Source organism: Fusobacterium sp. (assembly GCF_019012925.1).
GTDB lineage: Bacteria > Fusobacteriota > Fusobacteriia > Fusobacteriales > Fusobacteriaceae > Fusobacterium_A.
In genome coordinates this window covers 1-19,659 of record NZ_JAGIRL010000016.1, presented here as the reverse complement: position 1 = coordinate 19,659, position 19,659 = coordinate 1, and the positions used below count along the sequence as shown (strand labels likewise).

Sequence of the window (19,659 nt, the reverse complement as noted above, 5' to 3'; positions counted from 1 at the left end):
CTTGTCTTTTTTTATGTTTACTTTTCATAAGAAATGTAATATTATATAAGATAATGGGGTGTATCAATATAAATTAGGGGGAGAAAAATGAAAGAGTTAGCTGTAAAAGCATTAAAAAAGTATTTAAAAAGAAAAATTAAGATAAGTTTAGCAACTATAGTGGCATTTTTACTCAGTAGTTCTTTTAGTATGGGGGATAGCCTATATATTGAAAAAAATAGTAGTGGAAAAATAGAGTTTAGTAAAGATGATTCGATTTGGGGAGAAAATCCTTATAAAGAAAATAGTTTTAAAAATAACATTTATACCAATAACATAGCTTTGGAAAGTGGTAGAGTAGGAGTTGTTAATTGGGCAGATAACATCTCTTTCGTAAATAATGGTAAAATTGCTATTACTACTAATCAAAGTGGTTGGGGAATAGATAATTCTAAAGTTATGGGCTCTTTAATCAATAGTGGAATTATTTCTGTAATGGGAAATTCAGCAGAAGGGAAAGATGAGAGTTATAAGACAGGAATAGGAAATTATGGAGGAGATATAGGTTTATTAGAAAATAATGGAATGATAAAAATAGTAGAAAATGGAGTGTTTGGTTGGGGAATAGGAATTAATAATCAGGGGACTATTACCGATTTAACTAATAATGGGATAATAGATGTTTTTAATGGTAAAGGTACATATAGTTCTAGTGGAATAATAAATGAATCCAAATTTTTTATAAATAATATTATAAATAGAGGGATTATAATAGCAAAAGGGATAGGAGCAGAGCAAAATCCTCCTATTGCTGGAATAGAAAATCATGGTAAGATAGAAAGTATAAATAATATTGGGGTAATAAAAACAATAAAATATAGTGATGGTCTGAGTGGAGGAATAGCAGGAACAGAGGGAGAAATTTCAAAAATTGTAAATAGTGGAAAAATATTATCTCAGAGTAAAAGTTATGCTAAACCTATAGAAGTTTATGGAGATGAAGTAATAAATAATGGTTCTGTAATAGCAAAAGGAAAATATGCTTATGGAATTATAGAGTTCAATAATTTAAAGCCCATAGTCAATAATGGAGTGATTTTATCTATTAAAACAGAAAAGGAGTATTCAACTAATGATACTATAGGAAGTTCAGAAAAAGACTCGTTGAACGCAATAAATAATGGATTACTTATAGGAGATTCAAGTAAATTTATTAAGAATAATGGGACAAATAATGGAATTATGTTTGATACTAATGAAAATGGAAAATATAATATACAAGGTATTAGTAACACAACAAAAGATGGTATCAAGATTGGAGATAAAATCATTGTAAATGCTAATCTTAAAGATGAAAAAAGAGATGGTAATTCTTGGACTGCTACAGGAAGTGAAAATATTGCTTTAAATGGAGAAAATAAATCGAATATGATTTATAATGGAATAACTGACACTTTAAAAATAAGTGGGAAAAATACTCTTACTAACTCTATAGTAAATGGACATACTTCAGCTATCGTATATGATGTGAGTGGAGGGGAGTTAACCCTAGAGAAGAGCATTGTTAATGGTGGAGGAAAGGATAATACTAATGCTATTCAAGGACAGGCTGGAGAAGATAATTTAACTTTAAAAACTGATACAATAGTGAATGGAAATATTGATTTAGGTGCTGGGAATGATAATTTAACATTGCTAGGAAGTGTGCAATTAAATGATGATATCTCAGGTGGATCTGGGAATGATAAGCTTGTAATAGATGGTAAAAACAAGTTGAATCTATATAATTCAATAAATAGTTTTGAGGATATTAATCTTAAAAATAGTGCAGATTTAACTCTTTATGAAACAGCTAAAATAATGGGAGCAGAGAATGTAAGGATTGAAGCAGGAAGTCAAATAAATTTAAGAGTAGATAGTAATTTATTAGAGAGTGATGGAAGTTATGTAACTCATGCTTTATACAATAATAGTGATAAAACCTTAAATATTATTGGAGATATGAGTAAGCAGGATGAGAATGGCACAATCCATGAGAGTAAAAATCCAGATAAATTCAATAAATTGTCAATACTTAATATTGTTACAAATGGAATTGGGAACCTTACAAATAAAGATGGTAGTGTAATAAAATTTGGAAATACTAAGATAGATACAGAACATTCTAAAAGTACAGAGAAAGAGTATATAAGTAATGGTGGAGTGTGGGTAAAAACAGATTCAATTCTTACCCATGCAGAAGTTGTAGAAGAGAAGTCAAATGATGGAAAATTAGATACTAAAGTCATAATAAAAGGTCAAGAGGATCTATTTGGTATAATAGAAACTTTCCCATTAAAACCTGTAGATCCAGCCAAGCCAATAATAAGACCTACACCGATTGTTCCAGCTAACCCAATAATAAGACCTACACCGATTGTTCCAGCTAACCCAATAAAAACGAAGTTATATGTAAAGCTAAATGATATATATAAGGGAATATATACGAGTGGAGATAAAAATTTTGGTGCTTTAAATGGTATTGTTGTAAATCATTCATTTACTGACAAGGATAAAGGAGACTATACTATAATAGGAAATCAGAAGATGCAAATGGCAACTTTACTTGAATATTTAAGAGAGATATATGAGGAAACTCCTTACTCTTTCTCAAATGAAGCTACCAAAAAATCTATGGAGTTATTCCATAATGTAGTAAGAGACGGTGATTTTAAAGCAAAAGAGAAAAGTTGGTTAGTTTATGGTGGATTTACTCATGAAAATGGAGATCAAGAGCAATCATATTATGGAAAAAATTATCATGGATTTGATGTAGGAACTACCAATACAGCTGTTGATATAAAAATAACAGGAGCATATGGACAATTGGAGTATGGGAATACAGAGAGTTTGTCTAGTGGATTGATATTAGGTGGAAATAACACAAGAATAAAAGTTGAGTCATCAAAACTAGAGGGAACTTCTGCATATATTGGTACTTATCTTAAAAAAGATATAGATGCTTTTAGAATTACAACAGGATTAGGTTATCAGTATACTGAATATGATGGAAAAAGAAATGTAGTAAATCAAAGTTACTCTGAAAACTATAAAGATAGAGGATTGAATCTATACCTAGATGGAAAGTATAGCTATGAGATAGGAGAGAAATTGTATTTAGAACCAAGCTTAGGTTTATCATATACTCATATAGATCAAGCTGGAATAAGAGAGGAACAAGATAAGGCTCTAGCTTTAAATGTTGATTCAAAAGAGTTTGATATACTAGAGGGAACTATTGGTGTTAATTTGAAGAAGGTTATTGCAACTGAAAAAGGAAAGCATACTGTATCAGGTGGAGTAACATATAGGAATATATTGGATGGAGATGAAGCTAACTATTTAACTGCAAATTATGGTGGTGATGATTTTGAGATATTAATACCTCATAAAAATAGAGATCAAATATCAGTAGGTATAAAATATCAAGCAGAATTAGAAAATGGAGTCTTTTATGATATAAAAGGAAATTATTTCTTGAATACTGATTCAAAAGAAAACTCTAATAAAAATTCAGATAGAGGAGAATGGAGAACTGGATTTGGAATAGGATATAAATTATAAAAATGAGCACCCTCATTTGATAAGAGTGCTTTGATAACTTAATAGAACTAATTGTGAAAATAGCTGAAGAGAATTTTACTCTTTGGCTATTTTTTTGTACAAAAATACGTGCTTTAAGAAAAAACTGAGTTTATTTTTTTATAATTTTAGCTATTTTGTAAAAAATTTTTATAAAGGTTGACTTTTTATTTTAAAAGTTGTAGAATTTAAGGGAAACTAATGTGCCTATACACGCATTTTTCTTAAAAAACGAATAGGAGGAATATTTTGGCTAACTACATAGTTCAATTTCCTTTGAGAGTAGAAAAGTATCAAAAAGATATACTAGAAAAAAGATTTTCAATAGGGAGAGATATATATAACTCACTGTTGAATAGAATGAACAAGAGATATAAAGAGATGATAAAAACTAAGGTCTATAGAGAGATTTTAGAGGAGATATCTCAAGCAGAGGGGAGCAAAGAGAAAAAAAATCTATATAAAAGATTGGAGACCATTAGAAAAGAGAATGGATTTAATGAGTATTCTTTTCATAAAGAGGTAAAAGAGATGCAGAAATATTTTAAAAAAAATATTGATTCTTTTACTGCACAGAAGATAGCAACACAGGTGTGGAGAGCTTTTGAAAAAGTGATATATGGAAATGGAGAGAAGATTCATTTTAAGAGGGTGGAAGATTTTAAGTCCTTAGAGGGAAAATCAAATGGAACAGGGATTAGATATATTGATGGATATATTGACTGGAAAGGTTTGAGATTAAAGGTCTTGATAGATGAGAATAATCACTATGAGCAGGAAGCTATGAAGAGCGAGATCGCCTATTGTAGATTGGTTAGGAAGATAGTTAGAGAGAGGGTAAAATACTATACTCAGATAGTTTTTAAGGGAGTTCCACCTATAAATGTGGATAAGAGAACTGGAGAGTATAGAGAGAGAATAGGTAGTGGAGAGGTTCATATAGGGATAGGTAAACAGTATCTGTTCTATAAGAGAGAGAATGAGGATATAAAGATTGTTGAACTAGCTGATAGAGTATATCCTTTAGAGCTAAGAAGAAGAGAGTTAGCAGGTGAACTCAAGAAAAGAGAGAGAATGGGGTACTCCAATGGGAGTATCCGTCATAAGAGATTGAGAAGTAAGCTAATGGAAGTGTATAGGAAGCAGATGGCTGTGAGAAAGTACCAACATGAATGCCTGAGTAATGAGATCTTAAAACTAGGAGATAGACTTAAGATAGATAGAATAGAGGATATTCAAGATAGAGTCTACTCTTTGGGAAAAGAGAGAATGGTAAAGATAACAACTGGGGGAGAGATAGGACAGAGAGCTCCTGTTATGTTGATAGATATGTTGGAAAGAAAATTGAAATATAAAGAGTAGGTTTTGACATGAACCTAGCTAGAAATAGTGAAAATCAAATAGAAGAGGATTGGGCTAATGTACTCTAGAGTACATTAGAAAATCTTTAGTATAAGAGATGTGAAGTGTCAGTACTTTTCATTTGTTAATTAATGTAAGCGATTAGGGAGAAGTTTTTTATGAAGAGACAGATAGCAAAATTTGTAATGATTATAATGCAATTTATTTTTTATTTTGTAGTTAATAAATTTTTTAATGTGCCAGATAGAATTATGTACAATACATTTTTTATTTATCTGGCTTTAAATTTGACTAAGAACATGTACTCATTCCAAACTATATTGATATGGGAAGAGTTAAGAAAGTTATTATGGGTACATGGAGAGTATTTAATAGTAATGTTGATAAATGACTTGGCATTTTGGGGATATAAATATATACCAGTTCATCTATTTGTTGGATTGACATTTACATTCTTTAATATCTTTATAATAAGATTTATAAGAACAATATTTAGAAAGAATTTAGAGAAAAGTCTTTTGATAATAGGAATAGGAAATACTGCAAATCAGATAACTAGAATAATAAAAGATAATAATACATTTACTATGTATAAAATACTTGGTTATGTATCAGCAAATAATATATCAGGAGTAAATCAAGATGTTCATATTAATGAAAAAGAGATAATAGGTACATATGAAGAGTTGGATAAGATTTTAGAAGAAAATAAAGTAAATGAAGTATTGATAGCTTTACCATTAGCAGATAATGAACAGATGGAAGAGATAATCAATAAATTAGATGGAAAAGTTGATAAGATTAAGTTTATTCCAAGATTAAATGAGGTGTATACACTGAACTCTGCAGTGGAAGATTATGATGGAATGATGGTTTTATCTACTTATAATGGAATGAATAAAAAGAGAAACAGGATATTAAAAAGAGGTTTTGATATATTAACTGGATTAGTAGGTTGTAGTGTACTGGGAATACTATATTTGATATTTGCACCTAAGATAAAAAAAGATGGTGGAAAAGCGATATTTACTCAAAATAGAATAGGACAAGATGTAAAGCCATTTAAGATGTATAAGTTTAGAAGTATGTATGTAGATGCTGAAGATAGATTAAATGAACTATTAGAAAAAGATGAGAAAGTAAGAGAAGAGTTCTATAGAACATTTAAGTTGAAGAATGATCCAAGAATAACTAAAGTTGGAAATTTTTTAAGAAAAACATCATTAGATGAGTTTCCTCAATTTTTAAATGTGCTAAAAGGAGATATGTCTTTTGTAGGACCAAGACCAGTGGTACAAAAAGAAGTAGATATGTATTATGGGAAAGAGAATGCTAAAAAGATATTTATGGTAAAACCAGGAATAACAGGAATGTGGCAAGCTAATGGAAGATCAGATGTAGAAGACTATGATTCAAGAATAGCATTGGATCTTTACTATATAAGGAACTGGTCATTGTGGTTGGATATAGTAATAACAATAAAAACAATAAAGAATGTAATTTATAGGAAGGGTGCATATTAAGATGAAAATATTACATATAGTAGAGTGTTTTGGAGGAGGCGTTTATGATTTTATAAAGAATATAACTTCTGAAATGATAGAGGACGAGGTAACTATTTTATATGGTGATAGAGGAAGTTTAAAAAAAGATTTTAAAAAAGATTTTGATGATAATATAAAATTTATAAAATGGAATAATGCTCAAAGAGAATTATCATTATCGAAGGATAGTAAAGCATTAATAGAATTGATAAAAGTTTTAAAAAAAGAAAAATATGATGTGATACATCTCCATTCATCTAAGGCAGGTTTTTTGGGTAGAATTGGAGCTAGAATAGTAAAGCAACAAAATAATGTAATTTATACAACTCATGGAATTTCTTTTTTAAGAAAAGATATATCTAATTTTAAATTGAAGTTATTCATATTATTTGAGAAAATTGGAAAATGTTGTGGTGGAAAGGTGATAGCATGTTCGAAATCTGAAGCAGAATATATAAAATCTAAAGGAATTCAATGTGATTATATAAATAATGGAATAAGAATAGAAGAGAATTTTGAAAAAAAAATAAAACAAGATGATATAACAAGAATAATAACTGTTGGAAGAATAACAGAACAAAAAGGTCCAGTTGAATTTAATAAGATAGCTGAAAGTTTTTTAGAAAATAAAAAAATAAAGTTTATATGGGTTGGAGATGGAGAAGAAAAGAATAAGTTAACATCTCCAAATATAGAGATAACAGGTTGGTTAGAGCAAGAAGAAGTAAAGGAAAAATTAAAAGAAGCAGATATATATTTATCCACATCATTATGGGAAGGGTTACCATTAGCTGTGTTACAGGCTATGAATTATAAATTACCATTAGTTTTATCAAATTGTGTAGGAAATATAGATTTAGTAAGTGAAGGAGTAAATGGTTATTTATTTTCAGATTATAAAGAGGCGATAGTATTTTGTAAAGAAAATGAAAAAAATTTAAAAAGAGGAGAGTTTTCTAAAATTATATTAAAAGAATTTTTTGAAATTGATCGGATGAAAAAGAAGTATAAGAAAATATATGATAATTGTATTGTTATAGGAGAATTTTAAATATGAAAAAAATAGTGATAAATGGACGATTTTTGACACAACAAATAACAGGAGTCCAAAGAGTAGCACACGAACTAGTTCGTGAATTAGATGATTTGGTTAAAATTGAGCAATTAGAAGTTGTAATATTAGCTCCTAAAAATATATTATTTGAAAATTTATATAAAAATATAACAATAAAAAAAATAGGATTTTTAAAGGGACATTTGTGGGAGCAATTAGAATTACCATTGTATACTTTTTTTGAAAAAGGATTATTAATAAATTTTGGAAGTACAGCTCCAATTATAAACACGGGAATAGTTGATATTCATGATATTTCTTTTAGAGTTAATCCAGAATTTTTTTCAAAAAAGTTTTCATGGTACTATAGAATTTTGATTTGGATTTTAGTTAGAACAAGTAGGAAAATATTGACAGTTTCAGAATTTTCAAAAAAGGAAATAATAAAATATTATGGTGTTTATGAAGAAAAAATAAAAGTTGTATATAATTCTTGGGAACACATTTTAAGAATAAAAGAAGATATGAGTATTTTAAAAAAATTTAATTTGCAAAAAAAGAATTTTTATTTGGCTGTTTCAAGTATTGCTCCTAATAAAAATTTCAAATACATAGTTGAACTGGCTAAATTGTATCCAGAAAAACAATTTGCAATTGTGGGGAAAAAAAATACTGAAGTATTTGGAGATTTAGGAATTGATAATATAGAGAATTTAGTTTGGTGTGGATATGTAAGTGATGAGGAATTAAAAGGTTTGTATATGACTTGTAGAGGATTTATTTTTCCCTCGTTTTATGAAGGATTTGGTCTGCCACCATTGGAAGCAATGGGGTGTGGCTGTGAAGAAATTTATGTATCGAATACAAGTTGCTTACCAGAGATATTTGAAGATAGTGTATATTATTTAAATCCAAATAAAGTAGAGAAGATTTTAGATTTAAAAGAAATTAAAACAAACATATTAGAAAAATATTCATGGAGAAAATCAACTGATAAATTATTAGAAATAAATAAAGAACGAGGATATTAAAATGGAGTTAGAAAAAGCTATTATTATATCAAATTTTATATATGCATTTTTTATTATATATATATTATTTTTTCATTTGAAAAAAATTAAATTTAGAATATATAGTGGAATAATAGTAATTTTATTAATTACTCCTTATAATATTTTGATAAATCGTATTGGAAATTATAATGAAATATATTTTTTTAATATGATGTATAGAATGAAAATATTAGGTTTATCAATAGCAGATATATTTATTCTAATATTTGGATTAATAACACTAAAAAATTATATATATGAAAAAAAGAAAATAATTATTGAAAAAAATATAAAAATAATTTTTATTAGAGATTTGTTATACATGATTTTAGGAAGTTTTTCATATATAATAACAAAAAGTTATTTTTTAGATAATGGAAAAGCTTATTTGATAAATATACGACATTTTTTATATTGTTGGATATGTTATTTTTTATTAAAATATTTAGAAGAAAAAAGAATAAAAAATCAAATTGATTATATCAAAATTTTTAAAATTTTGATATTAGGTTCTTGTATACTTTCAATTTTTTATAGAAAAGAAGATGTTTGGATAAGGTTTGGAAATAAAATTTGGTTATTATCACAAGAATGGGGAGCATACTTTTTAGTTTATTTGTTGATATATATTATACTAGAGCTATGGAATAGATATACTTTAAGTAAACTATTATGGGCATTGATATTAATTATAATAATAAGTAATGACTTTTATAAAACAAGTATTCTTCAAATATTATATTTTATAATTTTCGTAGTTTTATTTATTTTTAAAAATAAATTAAAAAAATATTTTTTTATAATGATAGCAGTTATTTTTTCCGTAATTATAGCGACAATAAGTATAATAAATTTAAAAGAAACAGATGGTATAAAAACAAGATTTTTACAAGTTAATGAATATATTACATATATAAAAAAGCAAGATGATGAAATTTATAGAATACTTTTAGGTTCTGGAATGGGAAGCCCATATGAGGGTAAAATGGGTGATTTTGGAGAAAGTAAGGCTATTGATAGACAAAAATTTGGAAAATATAAATTTGCAATGCATGTACAATATTTTGTTAATTTTACAGAAGTAGGAGTTATAGGATTTGTGCTAGTAATATTTATAAATATATATATATTTATAAATATTACTATAAAAAATAATCACATAAAAAATAGAGAAAATATTGAATACATATTTGTGATATACATAATAACATATAATTTATTTTCTTTATTAATCACATTGGGATCACCAATAATGGCAATATTTTCTGGTATTGTATATGCTCGATATGATCAATTAAAAAAAGAAATTTTTTTAAAAAATAGTGAAATAAAAAGGAGATTTTGATAGAAATGAATTTAAAATTTGGTACAGGTGGAATGAGAGGAGTTATGGGAATAGGTACTGATTGTATGAATGAAACTACGATAAGTAATGCAACTCAAGGTGTTGTAAACTATCTCATAGATTCAACAGGTGAAATAGGAAAAAATAAAGGAATAGTAATTGCCTATGATAGTAGAATAAAGTCTTCAGAGTTTGCTGAAAAAACAGCTCTAGTTTCTTGTGCTAATGGAGTAAAAACTTATTTATTTAAAAATATAAAAAGTACACCAGAACTTTCATTTGCAGTAAGAGAGTTAGATTGTCAAGTAGGAGTTATGATTACAGCTTCTCATAATCCTAAAGAATATAATGGATATAAAGTCTATTGGGAAGATGGTGGACAGTTAGTAGAGCCACAAGCTAGTGGAATTATAGAAGAAGTGAATAAAGTTAATGAATTAGGAGATGCAAGAGAAATTTCTAAAGAAGAAGCGATAGAAAAAGGATTACTAACTATATTAACAAATGAGTTAGATGAAAAATACTTAGAAAATGTAAAAAAAGAAAGTATTTTAAATGGATTGCCTAAAGATATAAAGGCAGTATATACTCCTCTTCATGGAGTAGGTGGTAGACCAGTAAAAAGATTATTGGATGAATTAGGTTACAGCAATATATTTGTAGTCAAAGAGCAGTTTGAACCTAATGGAGAATTTCCAACTTGTCATTATGCAAATCCAGAAGAAAAATCAGTTTTTGATTTAGCTATAAAATTAGCAGATGAAAAAGGAACAAAAATTTGTATAGCTAATGATCCAGATGCAGATAGAACAGGAATGATGGTAAAAGAGAATGATAAATGGGAGTATTTGAATGGAAATCAAATAGGAACTTTACTATTAGCATATATTTTGAATAATAGCCAGAATATTCCTAAAAATAGTGCAATAGTTTCAACAATTGTTACAACTCCAATGCTAGATTTATTAGCTAAAGACTATAATTTAAAAGTTTTTAGAACTCTTACAGGTTTTAAATATATAGGAGAAAAGATAAGAGAATTTGAAGAAGGAAAATATAATAATTATTTTCTATTTGGAATGGAAGAATCTATTGGATATTTAAAAGGTGATTATGTAAGAGATAAAGATGGAATATTAGGAGTAATGCTAGTAGTAGAGATGTGTTCATACTTTGAAAGCATTGGAACTACACCACTAAAAGAATTAAACAAACTATATGATAAGTATGGGTGGTATAGTGAAATAACTTATCCAGTAACTAGAAAAGGTGAAAAAGGACAAGAAGAAATTTCTAGAATGATGGAAGGATTGAGAAAAGAATTATCAAAGTGTTTTTTAAATAAAAAAGTGGTAACCAAGTATGATTATTTAAATGATGAATTAGGGTTACCAAAATCTAATGTAATTCAATATATATTAGAAGATGGAACATATATAACAATCAGACCTTCTGGAACAGAACCTAAAATAAAATACTATATCTATACTAAGGATATATCAAAAGAAAATGCAGATAAAAAATTACAAGATCTTTTAGAAAGTTTAAAAGAATATATGGAGAATTTAATAAGATAGGGAGGATTTATGTTAACAGCAATTATAATGGCTGGTGGAAGTGGAGAAAGGTTTTGGCCACTATCAACACCAGAAAGACCAAAACAATTACTTAAGATATTTTCTGATAAAAGTATGATTAGGGAAACTGTTGACAGAATTTTACCTATAATAGATTCAGAAAACATATTTGTAGCTACGAATATCATTCAAGCTAAAGAGATAGAAAAGGAATTAGGATATATACCAAAGGAAAATATAATAATAGAACCAGCTTTTAAAGATACAGCTGCTGCTATAGGCTATGCTTCTCTAATAATTGAAAATAAATTTAAAGATAAATTAAAAGTAGGAGAAAAGATAGAAGTAGTTGTATTAGCATCAGATCATTTAATAAAAAAAGAAGATGATTTTAGAAAAGCTATATTAGAAGGGGCTAAAGAAGCTAGAGAGCATGGTGTAATAGTAACTTTAGGTATAAAACCAACCAAACCAGAAACAGGATATGGATATATTGAAGTTAAAGAGGATAATATAGAATTAAATTCAATATGTAAAGTTAAAAGATTTAGAGAAAAGCCAAGTTTGGAAGTAGCTGAGAGTTATTTAGCAAGTGGAAAATATTTATGGAATAGTGGTATGTTTATTTTTACAACAGATACTATTTTTAAAAACTTTGAAGTATTAATGGAAGAGCATACTGAAATATTCAATCAAATAAAGGAAGAATTAAAAACTGGAGCAGTTGGAGAAGAATTAAGTAATAGAGTAAAGAAATACTTTGATAATTTTGAAAAAATATCAATAGATTTTGGAATTATGGAATATTCTAGAAATATAAGAGTGATACCAGTAGATATAGATTGGAATGATATTGGTAGTTTTAATGCTTTTGATGATATATTTTCAAAAGATGAAAATGGAAATGTTGTAAGAGGAAAAAGTATAAGAAATTTAGATTCAAAAGATAATATTATAATATCTGATGATGTTGAAGTTTCAGTATTAGGAGTACAAGATTTAGTTATTGTAAAAGAAAAAGATAAACTATTAATAACTAAAAAAGATAGAACACAGGATATTAAGAAATTGATAAATTTAAAAAAATAGGAGAAAAGATGAAAAAAAAATTTATATTTATGGGAGATTTTGCAAATCAAATGACTATATATAGTACTTGTAAATACCTTGAATTAAAGGGAATTGAAGTTGAAGCATATTTTCCAGATGAAGAGGATCGAATATCAAAAGTTTTTCAAAAAATTAATATAAATGAAAAAAAAAGTAAAGAGTTTATGAAATACAAGAAATTTCAATTTTTAAAAATTATATTAAATCAATTTCAGTTTATATATTCTGGATTAGCACCTAGAAATAAAAGTATAGAGGAATATTATTTTGATAAAAAAATTATTTATTACGAAGGTGTACATTATAATTTAGAGTTAATTCAAAAAGAAAGAAATAAGATCTTTGAGTGTTTTGAATTTCCAGAATTAAAGGATGAAAAAAATAAAAAAATAGCAAAATTAATAGAAAAAACTAATTCTGTATCTATTCATATAAGAAGAGGAGATTACTTAAATCATCCAATTTTTGGAAATATATGTACATTAGAATATTATAAAAAAGCAATTGAAGAGATAAAACAAAGAGTAGAAGAGCCAGTATTTTATATTTTTTCTAATGATATTGAATGGTGTAAAAATAATTTTGGATTTTTAGAAAATAGTTATTACATAAATTGGAATTGTAAAAAAGAAGATAATTATAAAGATATGCAATTAATGTCATTATGTAAAAATAATATTTTAGCAAATAGTAGTTTTAGTTGGTGGAGTGCACTATTAAATAAAAATAAAGAGAAAATAGTAATTGTTCCAGAAAAATGGATAAATGAACATCGAAATCAGAAGTTATTATGGATTAATAAAATTAGGTATAAAATTTTTGGAGAAAGAAGAAATGCATATGAAAATATGATTCCAGAAAAGTGGATAAAAATTAAAAATTATTAATATAGGAGAGTTAATTATGAAAAAAATAGCATTAATAACAGGAATAACAGGTCAAGATGGTTCGTATTTAGCAGAATTTTTATTAGAAAAAGGATATGAAGTTCATGGAATTATAAGAAGAGCATCAACATTTAATACAGGAAGAATAGAGCATTTATATATTGAGGATCTAATAGAAGATATGCATAAAGATAGAAAAATTCAACTTCATTATGGAGATATGACAGATTCTATGAGTTTAACAAGATTGATAAGAGAGATTAAACCGACAGAAATTTATAATTTAGCTGCTCAATCTCATGTACAAGTTTCTTTTGAAGTACCTGAATATACAGCAGATTCAGATGCTATAGGAACTTTAAGAATATTAGAAGCTGTTAGATTTTTAGGAATGGAAAAAACATGTAAAATATATCAAGCTTCAACATCAGAATTATTTGGAAAAGTACAAGAAGTTCCACAGAAAGAAACAACTCCTTTTTATCCAACATCGCCTTATGCAGTAGCAAAACAATATGGGTATTGGATAACTAAAAATTATAGAGAAGCTTATGGAATGTTTGCTGTAAATGGAATTTTATTTAACCATGAATCAGAAAGAAGAGGAGAAACATTTGTAACAAGGAAGATAACTTTGGCAGTAGCGAGAATAGCAAAAGGTTATCAAAAGAAGTTATACTTAGGTAATTTAAATGCATTAAGAGACTGGGGATATGCTAAAGACTATGTAGAATGTATGTGGTTAATTATGCAGCAAGAAAAACCAGAAGATTTTGTAATTGCAACAGGAGAACAGTATTCAGTAAGAGAGTTTTGTAACTTGGCATTTAAAGAAGTTGGAATTGAATTAGAGTGGCAAGGAGAAGGAATAGAAGAAAAAGGAATTAACAAAGCAACAGGAGATATTTTAGTAGAGGTTGATCCGAAATATTTTAGACCTTCAGAAGTAGAAACATTACTTGGAGATCCAACAAAAGCAAAAACAGTGTTAGGATGGAATCCAAGAAAAACATCATTTGAAGAGCTTGTGAAAATAATGATGAATTATGATTTAGAATATGTAGAAAAAAATCACATACTAAAAGTAAGAGGTAATTAAAATGGATTTGAAAGAGAAAAAAATAATAGTAACAGGTGGAGCAGGTTTTCTAGGTTCACATGTTGTAGAAAAATTATTAGAAAGAGGATGTAAAAAAGAAAATATTTTTATACCTAGAAGTAAAAAGTATAATTTAACTCAAATACAAGATGTAGAAAGAATGTATTTAGATTTTAAAGCAGATATTGTTATACATATTGCAGCAGATATTGGAGGAATAGGATACAGTAAAACGCATCCAGCTTCTCAATTTTATAATAATTTGATGATAAATACTCTGGTTCAAGATTTGGCGTATAAACATGGAATAGAAAAGTTTGTAGGAGTAGGAACAGTATGCTCTTATCCTAAATATACTCCAGTACCATTTAAAGAAGAAGATTTATGGTTAGGATATCCAGAAGAAACAAATGCAGCATATGGTTTAAGTAAAAAAATGATGCTTGTTCAATCTCAAGCATATAGACAACAGTATAATTTTAATGCAATACATTTATTAATGATAAATTTATATGGACCAAGGGATAATTTTTCATTAGAAAATTCACATGTAATTCCAGCTTTAATTAGAAAAATAATAAAAGCAAATAGAGAAGATTCAGATATAGAAGTATGGGGCGATGGAACTGCTTCAAGAGAATTTATATATGTAGAGGATGCGGCAGAAGCAATAGTTCTAGCTACTGAACTTTATAATGGTGCTGAACCTATAAATATTGGAAATGGCGAAGAAATAACAATAAAAGAATTAGTTCAAATATTAGGTGAATTGTTAAAATACAGAGGAAAAATAATTTGGGATACAAGTAAACCAAATGGTCAACCTAAGAGAAGATTAGATGTTTCAAAAGCTTTAGAATTTTTTAAATTTAAAGCAAAAGTTGATTTTGAACAAGGGTTAAGAAATACAATTCATTGGTATCTTGAGAACGAGGATAACATGAATGGATAGATTTTCTATTTTAAAAAAGCAATTATCTTTTGGAATAATTTTTAAAATATTAGCAATGGGATTGGGTTATATTTCAATCCCATTATTTCTCAAATTTTTAGGTAAACAAGATTATGGTTTATGGATGACAATTTTTTCAATTGTAAGTTGGATTTATACTTTTGATCTAGGAATAGGAAATGGTTTAAGAAATAAACTAAGTGAAAGCCTAACTAAAAAAGATTATATAAGTGCAAAGGAATATATATCAACAGGATATATTATTTTAGGACTAATAGCCTTTTTCATTTTATTTGCAGGATTGATATCAATAAAATTTGTTAATATAACAAAATTTTTAAACATAAATTTTTATAATGAAGATTATATTAAATTAGTTTTAATGTCAATTTTTTCAATAACAATAATAAATTTTATAGTTCTTTTATATAGAGTTTTTTATCTGTCAATTCATAATAGTTTTATAGGAGAATTAAATAATTTTCTTTTTCAGATAATTTTCATCTCAAGTCTATATTTATTAAATTATTTTAACAAAATAAATTTAATTTCAATTGCAATTATTTATCCGGGAATAAATTTGCTTATAGGAACAATCTTTACAATAAAATTTTTTAAGAATTATCCAAACTTAAAGCCAAATTTTAAATATTTTAAAAAAGAAAAAATAAAAGAAATTAATAGTTTAGGGATAGTGTTTTTTATTATTCAAATCTCTATGCTTATTATTTTAACAACTGATAATATGTTGATTACAAAATACATAGGAACTACTGAGGTAGCCACGTATAATATTGTTTCAAAATTATTTCAAATTTTACTTGTATTAGAAGGATTAATAGCAGCCCCAATGTGGTCTTTATTTATAGATGCTTATATAAAGAAAGATAAAACTTGGATAAATAAAGCTTTTAAAAATTTAAATTTATTATTTTTACTCTTGATTATGGGAGTAGTTATAATGGTATATATTTTACCAAATATAGTAAAAATATGGATAGGAGAAGAGTTAGTTTATCCAAAATATTTAATATTATATTGGGGATTATTTATTTTAAATAGAGTATATGGAGATATTTATATGATGTTTATAAATGCTACTGGTAAAATAAAATTTCAAATGTATTTGTATGTTATAGGAGCGATATTGAATATACCATTAACAATATATTTTATAAAAAATTTAAATATGGGAAGTAGTGGTGCTATTTTAGCAACTAATATTTGTATGTTACCTTTAGCTGTAGCAATGCCAATTCAAGCATATTATATTTTAAAAAAGATAAAAAATTAGTAAAGGAAAAAAAGATGAAATTATTATTTATTGTTCCAAAATTATATTATGGTGGTGCAGAACTACAAATGAGACATATTATAAATTATGGAATAGAAAAAGGATACAAAATAGAAGTAGTAGATATAGAAACTACAGAGGAATTAAAGGAAAAATATAAAGTAATTCAATTAAAAAAAGAAATTTTTTTAAAAAAAGATAATAAGATAAAAAAAATTCTTAAAAGAATACAACTTTATTTTTTATTAAAAAAGATGATAGATAGTAAAAAGTATGATTATATAATATTTTTTAATATTTTATTTTTGCCACTAGTATATTTAGTGAAAACAAAAGTAATTTTTTCAGTTAGAGAGTATAATATGAACTATTTTAAAAATTATAATAAATATTTAAGAAAAGTGTTTATTATAACAGCGAATAATATACCAAGTTATATAGAATTAAAGAAAAAATATAAGAGAGTATTTTTACAAAATAATTGTGTTATAAATTTTGATGCTGAAAAAGAAAAAGAAAAACTAGAAAAAACTTATCTAATAGTTTCAAATATAGCTAAGCATAAAAATATATTACCTGTAATAACTTTATTTAAACAATTAGAAAATAAAGGATATAGATTAAGAATAGCTGGAAAAATTACAGATGAAAAATATTATAAAGAACTATTAAAAGAATCAATTGGAAGTAACAATATAAGGTTTTTAGGAAGTTTGAATTATGAGAAATTAAAAGAAGAATATTTAAAAGTAGCAGGTGTAATACATTTATCTAAACAGGAAGGAACACCAAATGCTCTACTGGATGCAATAAAATATAATAAAAAATTTATTTGTTTAAATACCGTTGAAAACAATTGTTTATTTGCGGAAGTACCTATATTTTTAATAAATGATGAAAACGAATTAAAAGAAAGAATATATGAGTTAGAAAACTATGATTGTTCAAATGAATTAAAATATCTACAAAATAAAATTAAGCAAATGTTTTCAGAAAGAAATATAATTGAATTTTATAAAATATTGAAACAATACAAGGAGAAATAAAATGTTAAAAACATATTTAAAGAAATTTTCAATACTAAGGTTTTTTAAAATTTATATAACTATAACCAAAAATAAATTTTTATATAATACATTAGAAAAGCAAGAAAAATATATAAAAAAACAATTTAAAGAATGCTTAGATTATGAAATAGATTTTAATAAGCAACCAGTTACATTTAATCAAAAAATACAATTTAGAAAGTTATATGATAATAATCCTTTATATTCAATTTGTGCTGATAAATATAGAGTTAGAGAGTATGTAAAAGAAAAAATAGGAGAAGAATACTTAATTCCACTGTATTTAGTAACAGATAAATTAACAGAAGAGCAATGGGATAAATTACCTAATTCTTTTGTAGCAAAAGCTAATCATAATAGTGGACCTGTACAGATAGTAAAAGATAAAAATAAAGTAAATAAAAAAGAGATAATAAGAGAATTAAATAACCAATTAAAGTTAGATTTTGGAAGTTTAACCTTGGAAAAGTATTATAGTGATATTCCAAGAAAAATAATCGTTGAAAAATTTTTAAAAGAAAATATAGAAGACTATAAATTTAATTGTTTTAATAATGGTGAAATAATTCTTGAAAGAGTAACAAAAGCAAGTGAAATTAGCAATATGTATGATCCATATTCTTGGAAACAGCTTAATTTTACTACTGGAAATAAGATTGATTTAAAAAAATATGAAAAACCTCAAAACTTTGAAAAAATGTTAGAGATAGTTAAAATTTTATCTGAAGATTTTGAATATGTAAGAGTTGATTTATATAATATTGAAGGAAAAATTTATGTAGGAGAGCTTACTTTTTGTGAAAGTAGTGGTTTTGGAAAATTTACAGATGAAAAGTGGGATTATAAATTTGGAGAGTTTTGGGAGCAAAAAAAATTAAAATAATAAATCTTTAATTATAGTGAGGGAAATTATGTATAAGAAGATTGCAGTAGCAGGAACAGGATATGTAGGATTATCAATAGCTGTACTTTTATCTCAACATCATAAAGTTACAGCAGTAGATATTATTCCAGAAAAAGTAGAGATGATAAATAATAGAAAATCACCTATTCAAGATGATTATATTGAAGAGTATTTAGCAATAAAAGAGTTAGATTTGGTAGCAACTTTAGATGGAGAATCAGCATATAAAGATGCTGAATTTGTAGTAATAGCAGCACCTACTAATTATGACTCTAAAACAAACTATTTTGATACATCAGCAGTAGAAAACGTAATAGAAACAGTATTAAGAGTAAATCCTAATGTAATTATGGTAATAAAATCTACTATTCCAGTGGGATATACAGAATCAGTAAGAAAAAAATACAATACTAAAAATATAATATTTAGTCCAGAATTTCTAAGGGAATCAAAAGCTTTATACGACAATCTATATCCTTCACGTATTATAGTTTCAACAGATAAAAATGATGAAGAACTAACAAAAAAAGCCTATGAATTTGCTGGATTATTACAAGAGGGAGCTATTAAAGAGAATATCGAAACACTTATTATGGGATTTACAGAAGCAGAAGCAGTAAAACTATTTTCTAACACATATTTAGCTTTAAGAGTAAGTTATTTTAACGAATTAGATACATATGCAGAGATGAAGGGATTAAATACTCAAGAGATAATAAATGGAGTATGTTTAGATCCAAGAATTGGAATGCACTATAACAATCCTTCATTTGGATATGGTGGATATTGTTTACCTAAAGATACAAAACAAT

Annotated in this window: 15 protein-coding genes; all 15 read left to right on the top strand. The window is 26.2% G+C overall.

The window, feature by feature from the left end:
* Positions 1-87 precede the first annotated feature (87 nt).
* Positions 88-3,582 carry an autotransporter outer membrane beta-barrel domain-containing protein gene (locus tag QZ286_RS02650; RefSeq protein ID WP_291255433.1) on the top strand — a complete coding sequence of 1,165 codons (3,495 nt, stop codon included), beginning with the start codon at positions 88-90 and terminating at the stop codon, positions 3,580-3,582.
* Between the two features lie 267 nt (positions 3,583-3,849).
* Positions 3,850-4,962 (top strand): transposase, encoded by a 1,113-nt coding sequence (locus QZ286_RS02645; protein WP_291255432.1) that lies wholly within the window; start codon positions 3,850-3,852, stop codon positions 4,960-4,962.
* 158 nt (positions 4,963-5,120) lie between these two features.
* Positions 5,121-6,485 carry a sugar transferase gene (locus QZ286_RS02640; RefSeq protein WP_291255431.1) on the top strand — a complete coding sequence of 455 codons (1,365 nt, stop codon included), beginning with the start codon at positions 5,121-5,123 and terminating at the stop codon, positions 6,483-6,485.
* 1 nt (position 6,486) lies between these two features.
* Complete coding sequence (locus tag QZ286_RS02635) at positions 6,487-7,557, top strand: glycosyltransferase (RefSeq protein ID WP_291255430.1); 1,071 nt, start codon at positions 6,487-6,489, stop codon at positions 7,555-7,557.
* Positions 7,558-7,559: 2 nt separating this feature from the next.
* Entirely contained in the window at positions 7,560-8,591 is a 1,032-nt protein-coding gene (locus tag QZ286_RS02630) for a glycosyltransferase family 1 protein (protein WP_291255429.1), read from the top strand.
* An 823-nt stretch (positions 8,592-9,414) separates the two neighbouring features.
* Positions 9,415-9,957, top strand: a complete 543-nt coding sequence (locus QZ286_RS02625) for a hypothetical protein (RefSeq protein ID WP_291255428.1) — start codon at positions 9,415-9,417, stop codon at positions 9,955-9,957.
* 5 nt (positions 9,958-9,962) lie between these two features.
* Entirely contained in the window at positions 9,963-11,534 is a 1,572-nt protein-coding gene (locus tag QZ286_RS02620; protein ID WP_291255427.1) for a phospho-sugar mutase, read from the top strand.
* A gap of 9 nt (positions 11,535-11,543) precedes the next feature.
* Positions 11,544-12,623 carry a mannose-1-phosphate guanylyltransferase gene (locus tag QZ286_RS02615; RefSeq protein ID WP_291255426.1) on the top strand — a complete coding sequence of 360 codons (1,080 nt, stop codon included), beginning with the start codon at positions 11,544-11,546 and terminating at the stop codon, positions 12,621-12,623.
* Positions 12,624-12,631: 8 nt separating this feature from the next.
* Positions 12,632-13,531 carry an alpha-1,2-fucosyltransferase gene (locus QZ286_RS02610; protein WP_291255425.1) on the top strand — a complete coding sequence of 300 codons (900 nt, stop codon included), beginning with the start codon at positions 12,632-12,634 and terminating at the stop codon, positions 13,529-13,531.
* Positions 13,532-13,547: 16 nt separating this feature from the next.
* Positions 13,548-14,630, top strand: a complete 1,083-nt coding sequence (gmd, locus tag QZ286_RS02605; protein ID WP_291255424.1) for a GDP-mannose 4,6-dehydratase — start codon at positions 13,548-13,550, stop codon at positions 14,628-14,630.
* A 1-nt stretch (position 14,631) separates the two neighbouring features.
* Entirely contained in the window at positions 14,632-15,582 is a 951-nt protein-coding gene (locus tag QZ286_RS02600; RefSeq protein WP_291255423.1) for a GDP-L-fucose synthase, read from the top strand.
* On the top strand, positions 15,575-16,876 hold the full coding sequence (locus QZ286_RS02595) for an oligosaccharide flippase family protein (RefSeq protein WP_291255422.1): 1,302 nt from the start codon (positions 15,575-15,577) through the stop codon (positions 16,874-16,876). Before QZ286_RS02600 ends, QZ286_RS02595 begins: the two co-directional genes overlap by 8 nt.
* Before the next feature lie 14 nt (positions 16,877-16,890).
* Positions 16,891-17,922 (top strand): glycosyltransferase, encoded by a 1,032-nt coding sequence (locus QZ286_RS02590; protein ID WP_291255421.1) that lies wholly within the window; start codon positions 16,891-16,893, stop codon positions 17,920-17,922.
* Between the two features lies 1 nt (position 17,923).
* Entirely contained in the window at positions 17,924-18,826 is a 903-nt protein-coding gene (locus tag QZ286_RS02585; protein ID WP_291255420.1) for an ATP-grasp fold amidoligase family protein, read from the top strand.
* A 28-nt stretch (positions 18,827-18,854) separates the two neighbouring features.
* On the top strand, positions 18,855-19,659 hold an 805-nt coding region (locus QZ286_RS02580), incomplete at its 3' end, for a nucleotide sugar dehydrogenase (protein ID WP_291255419.1).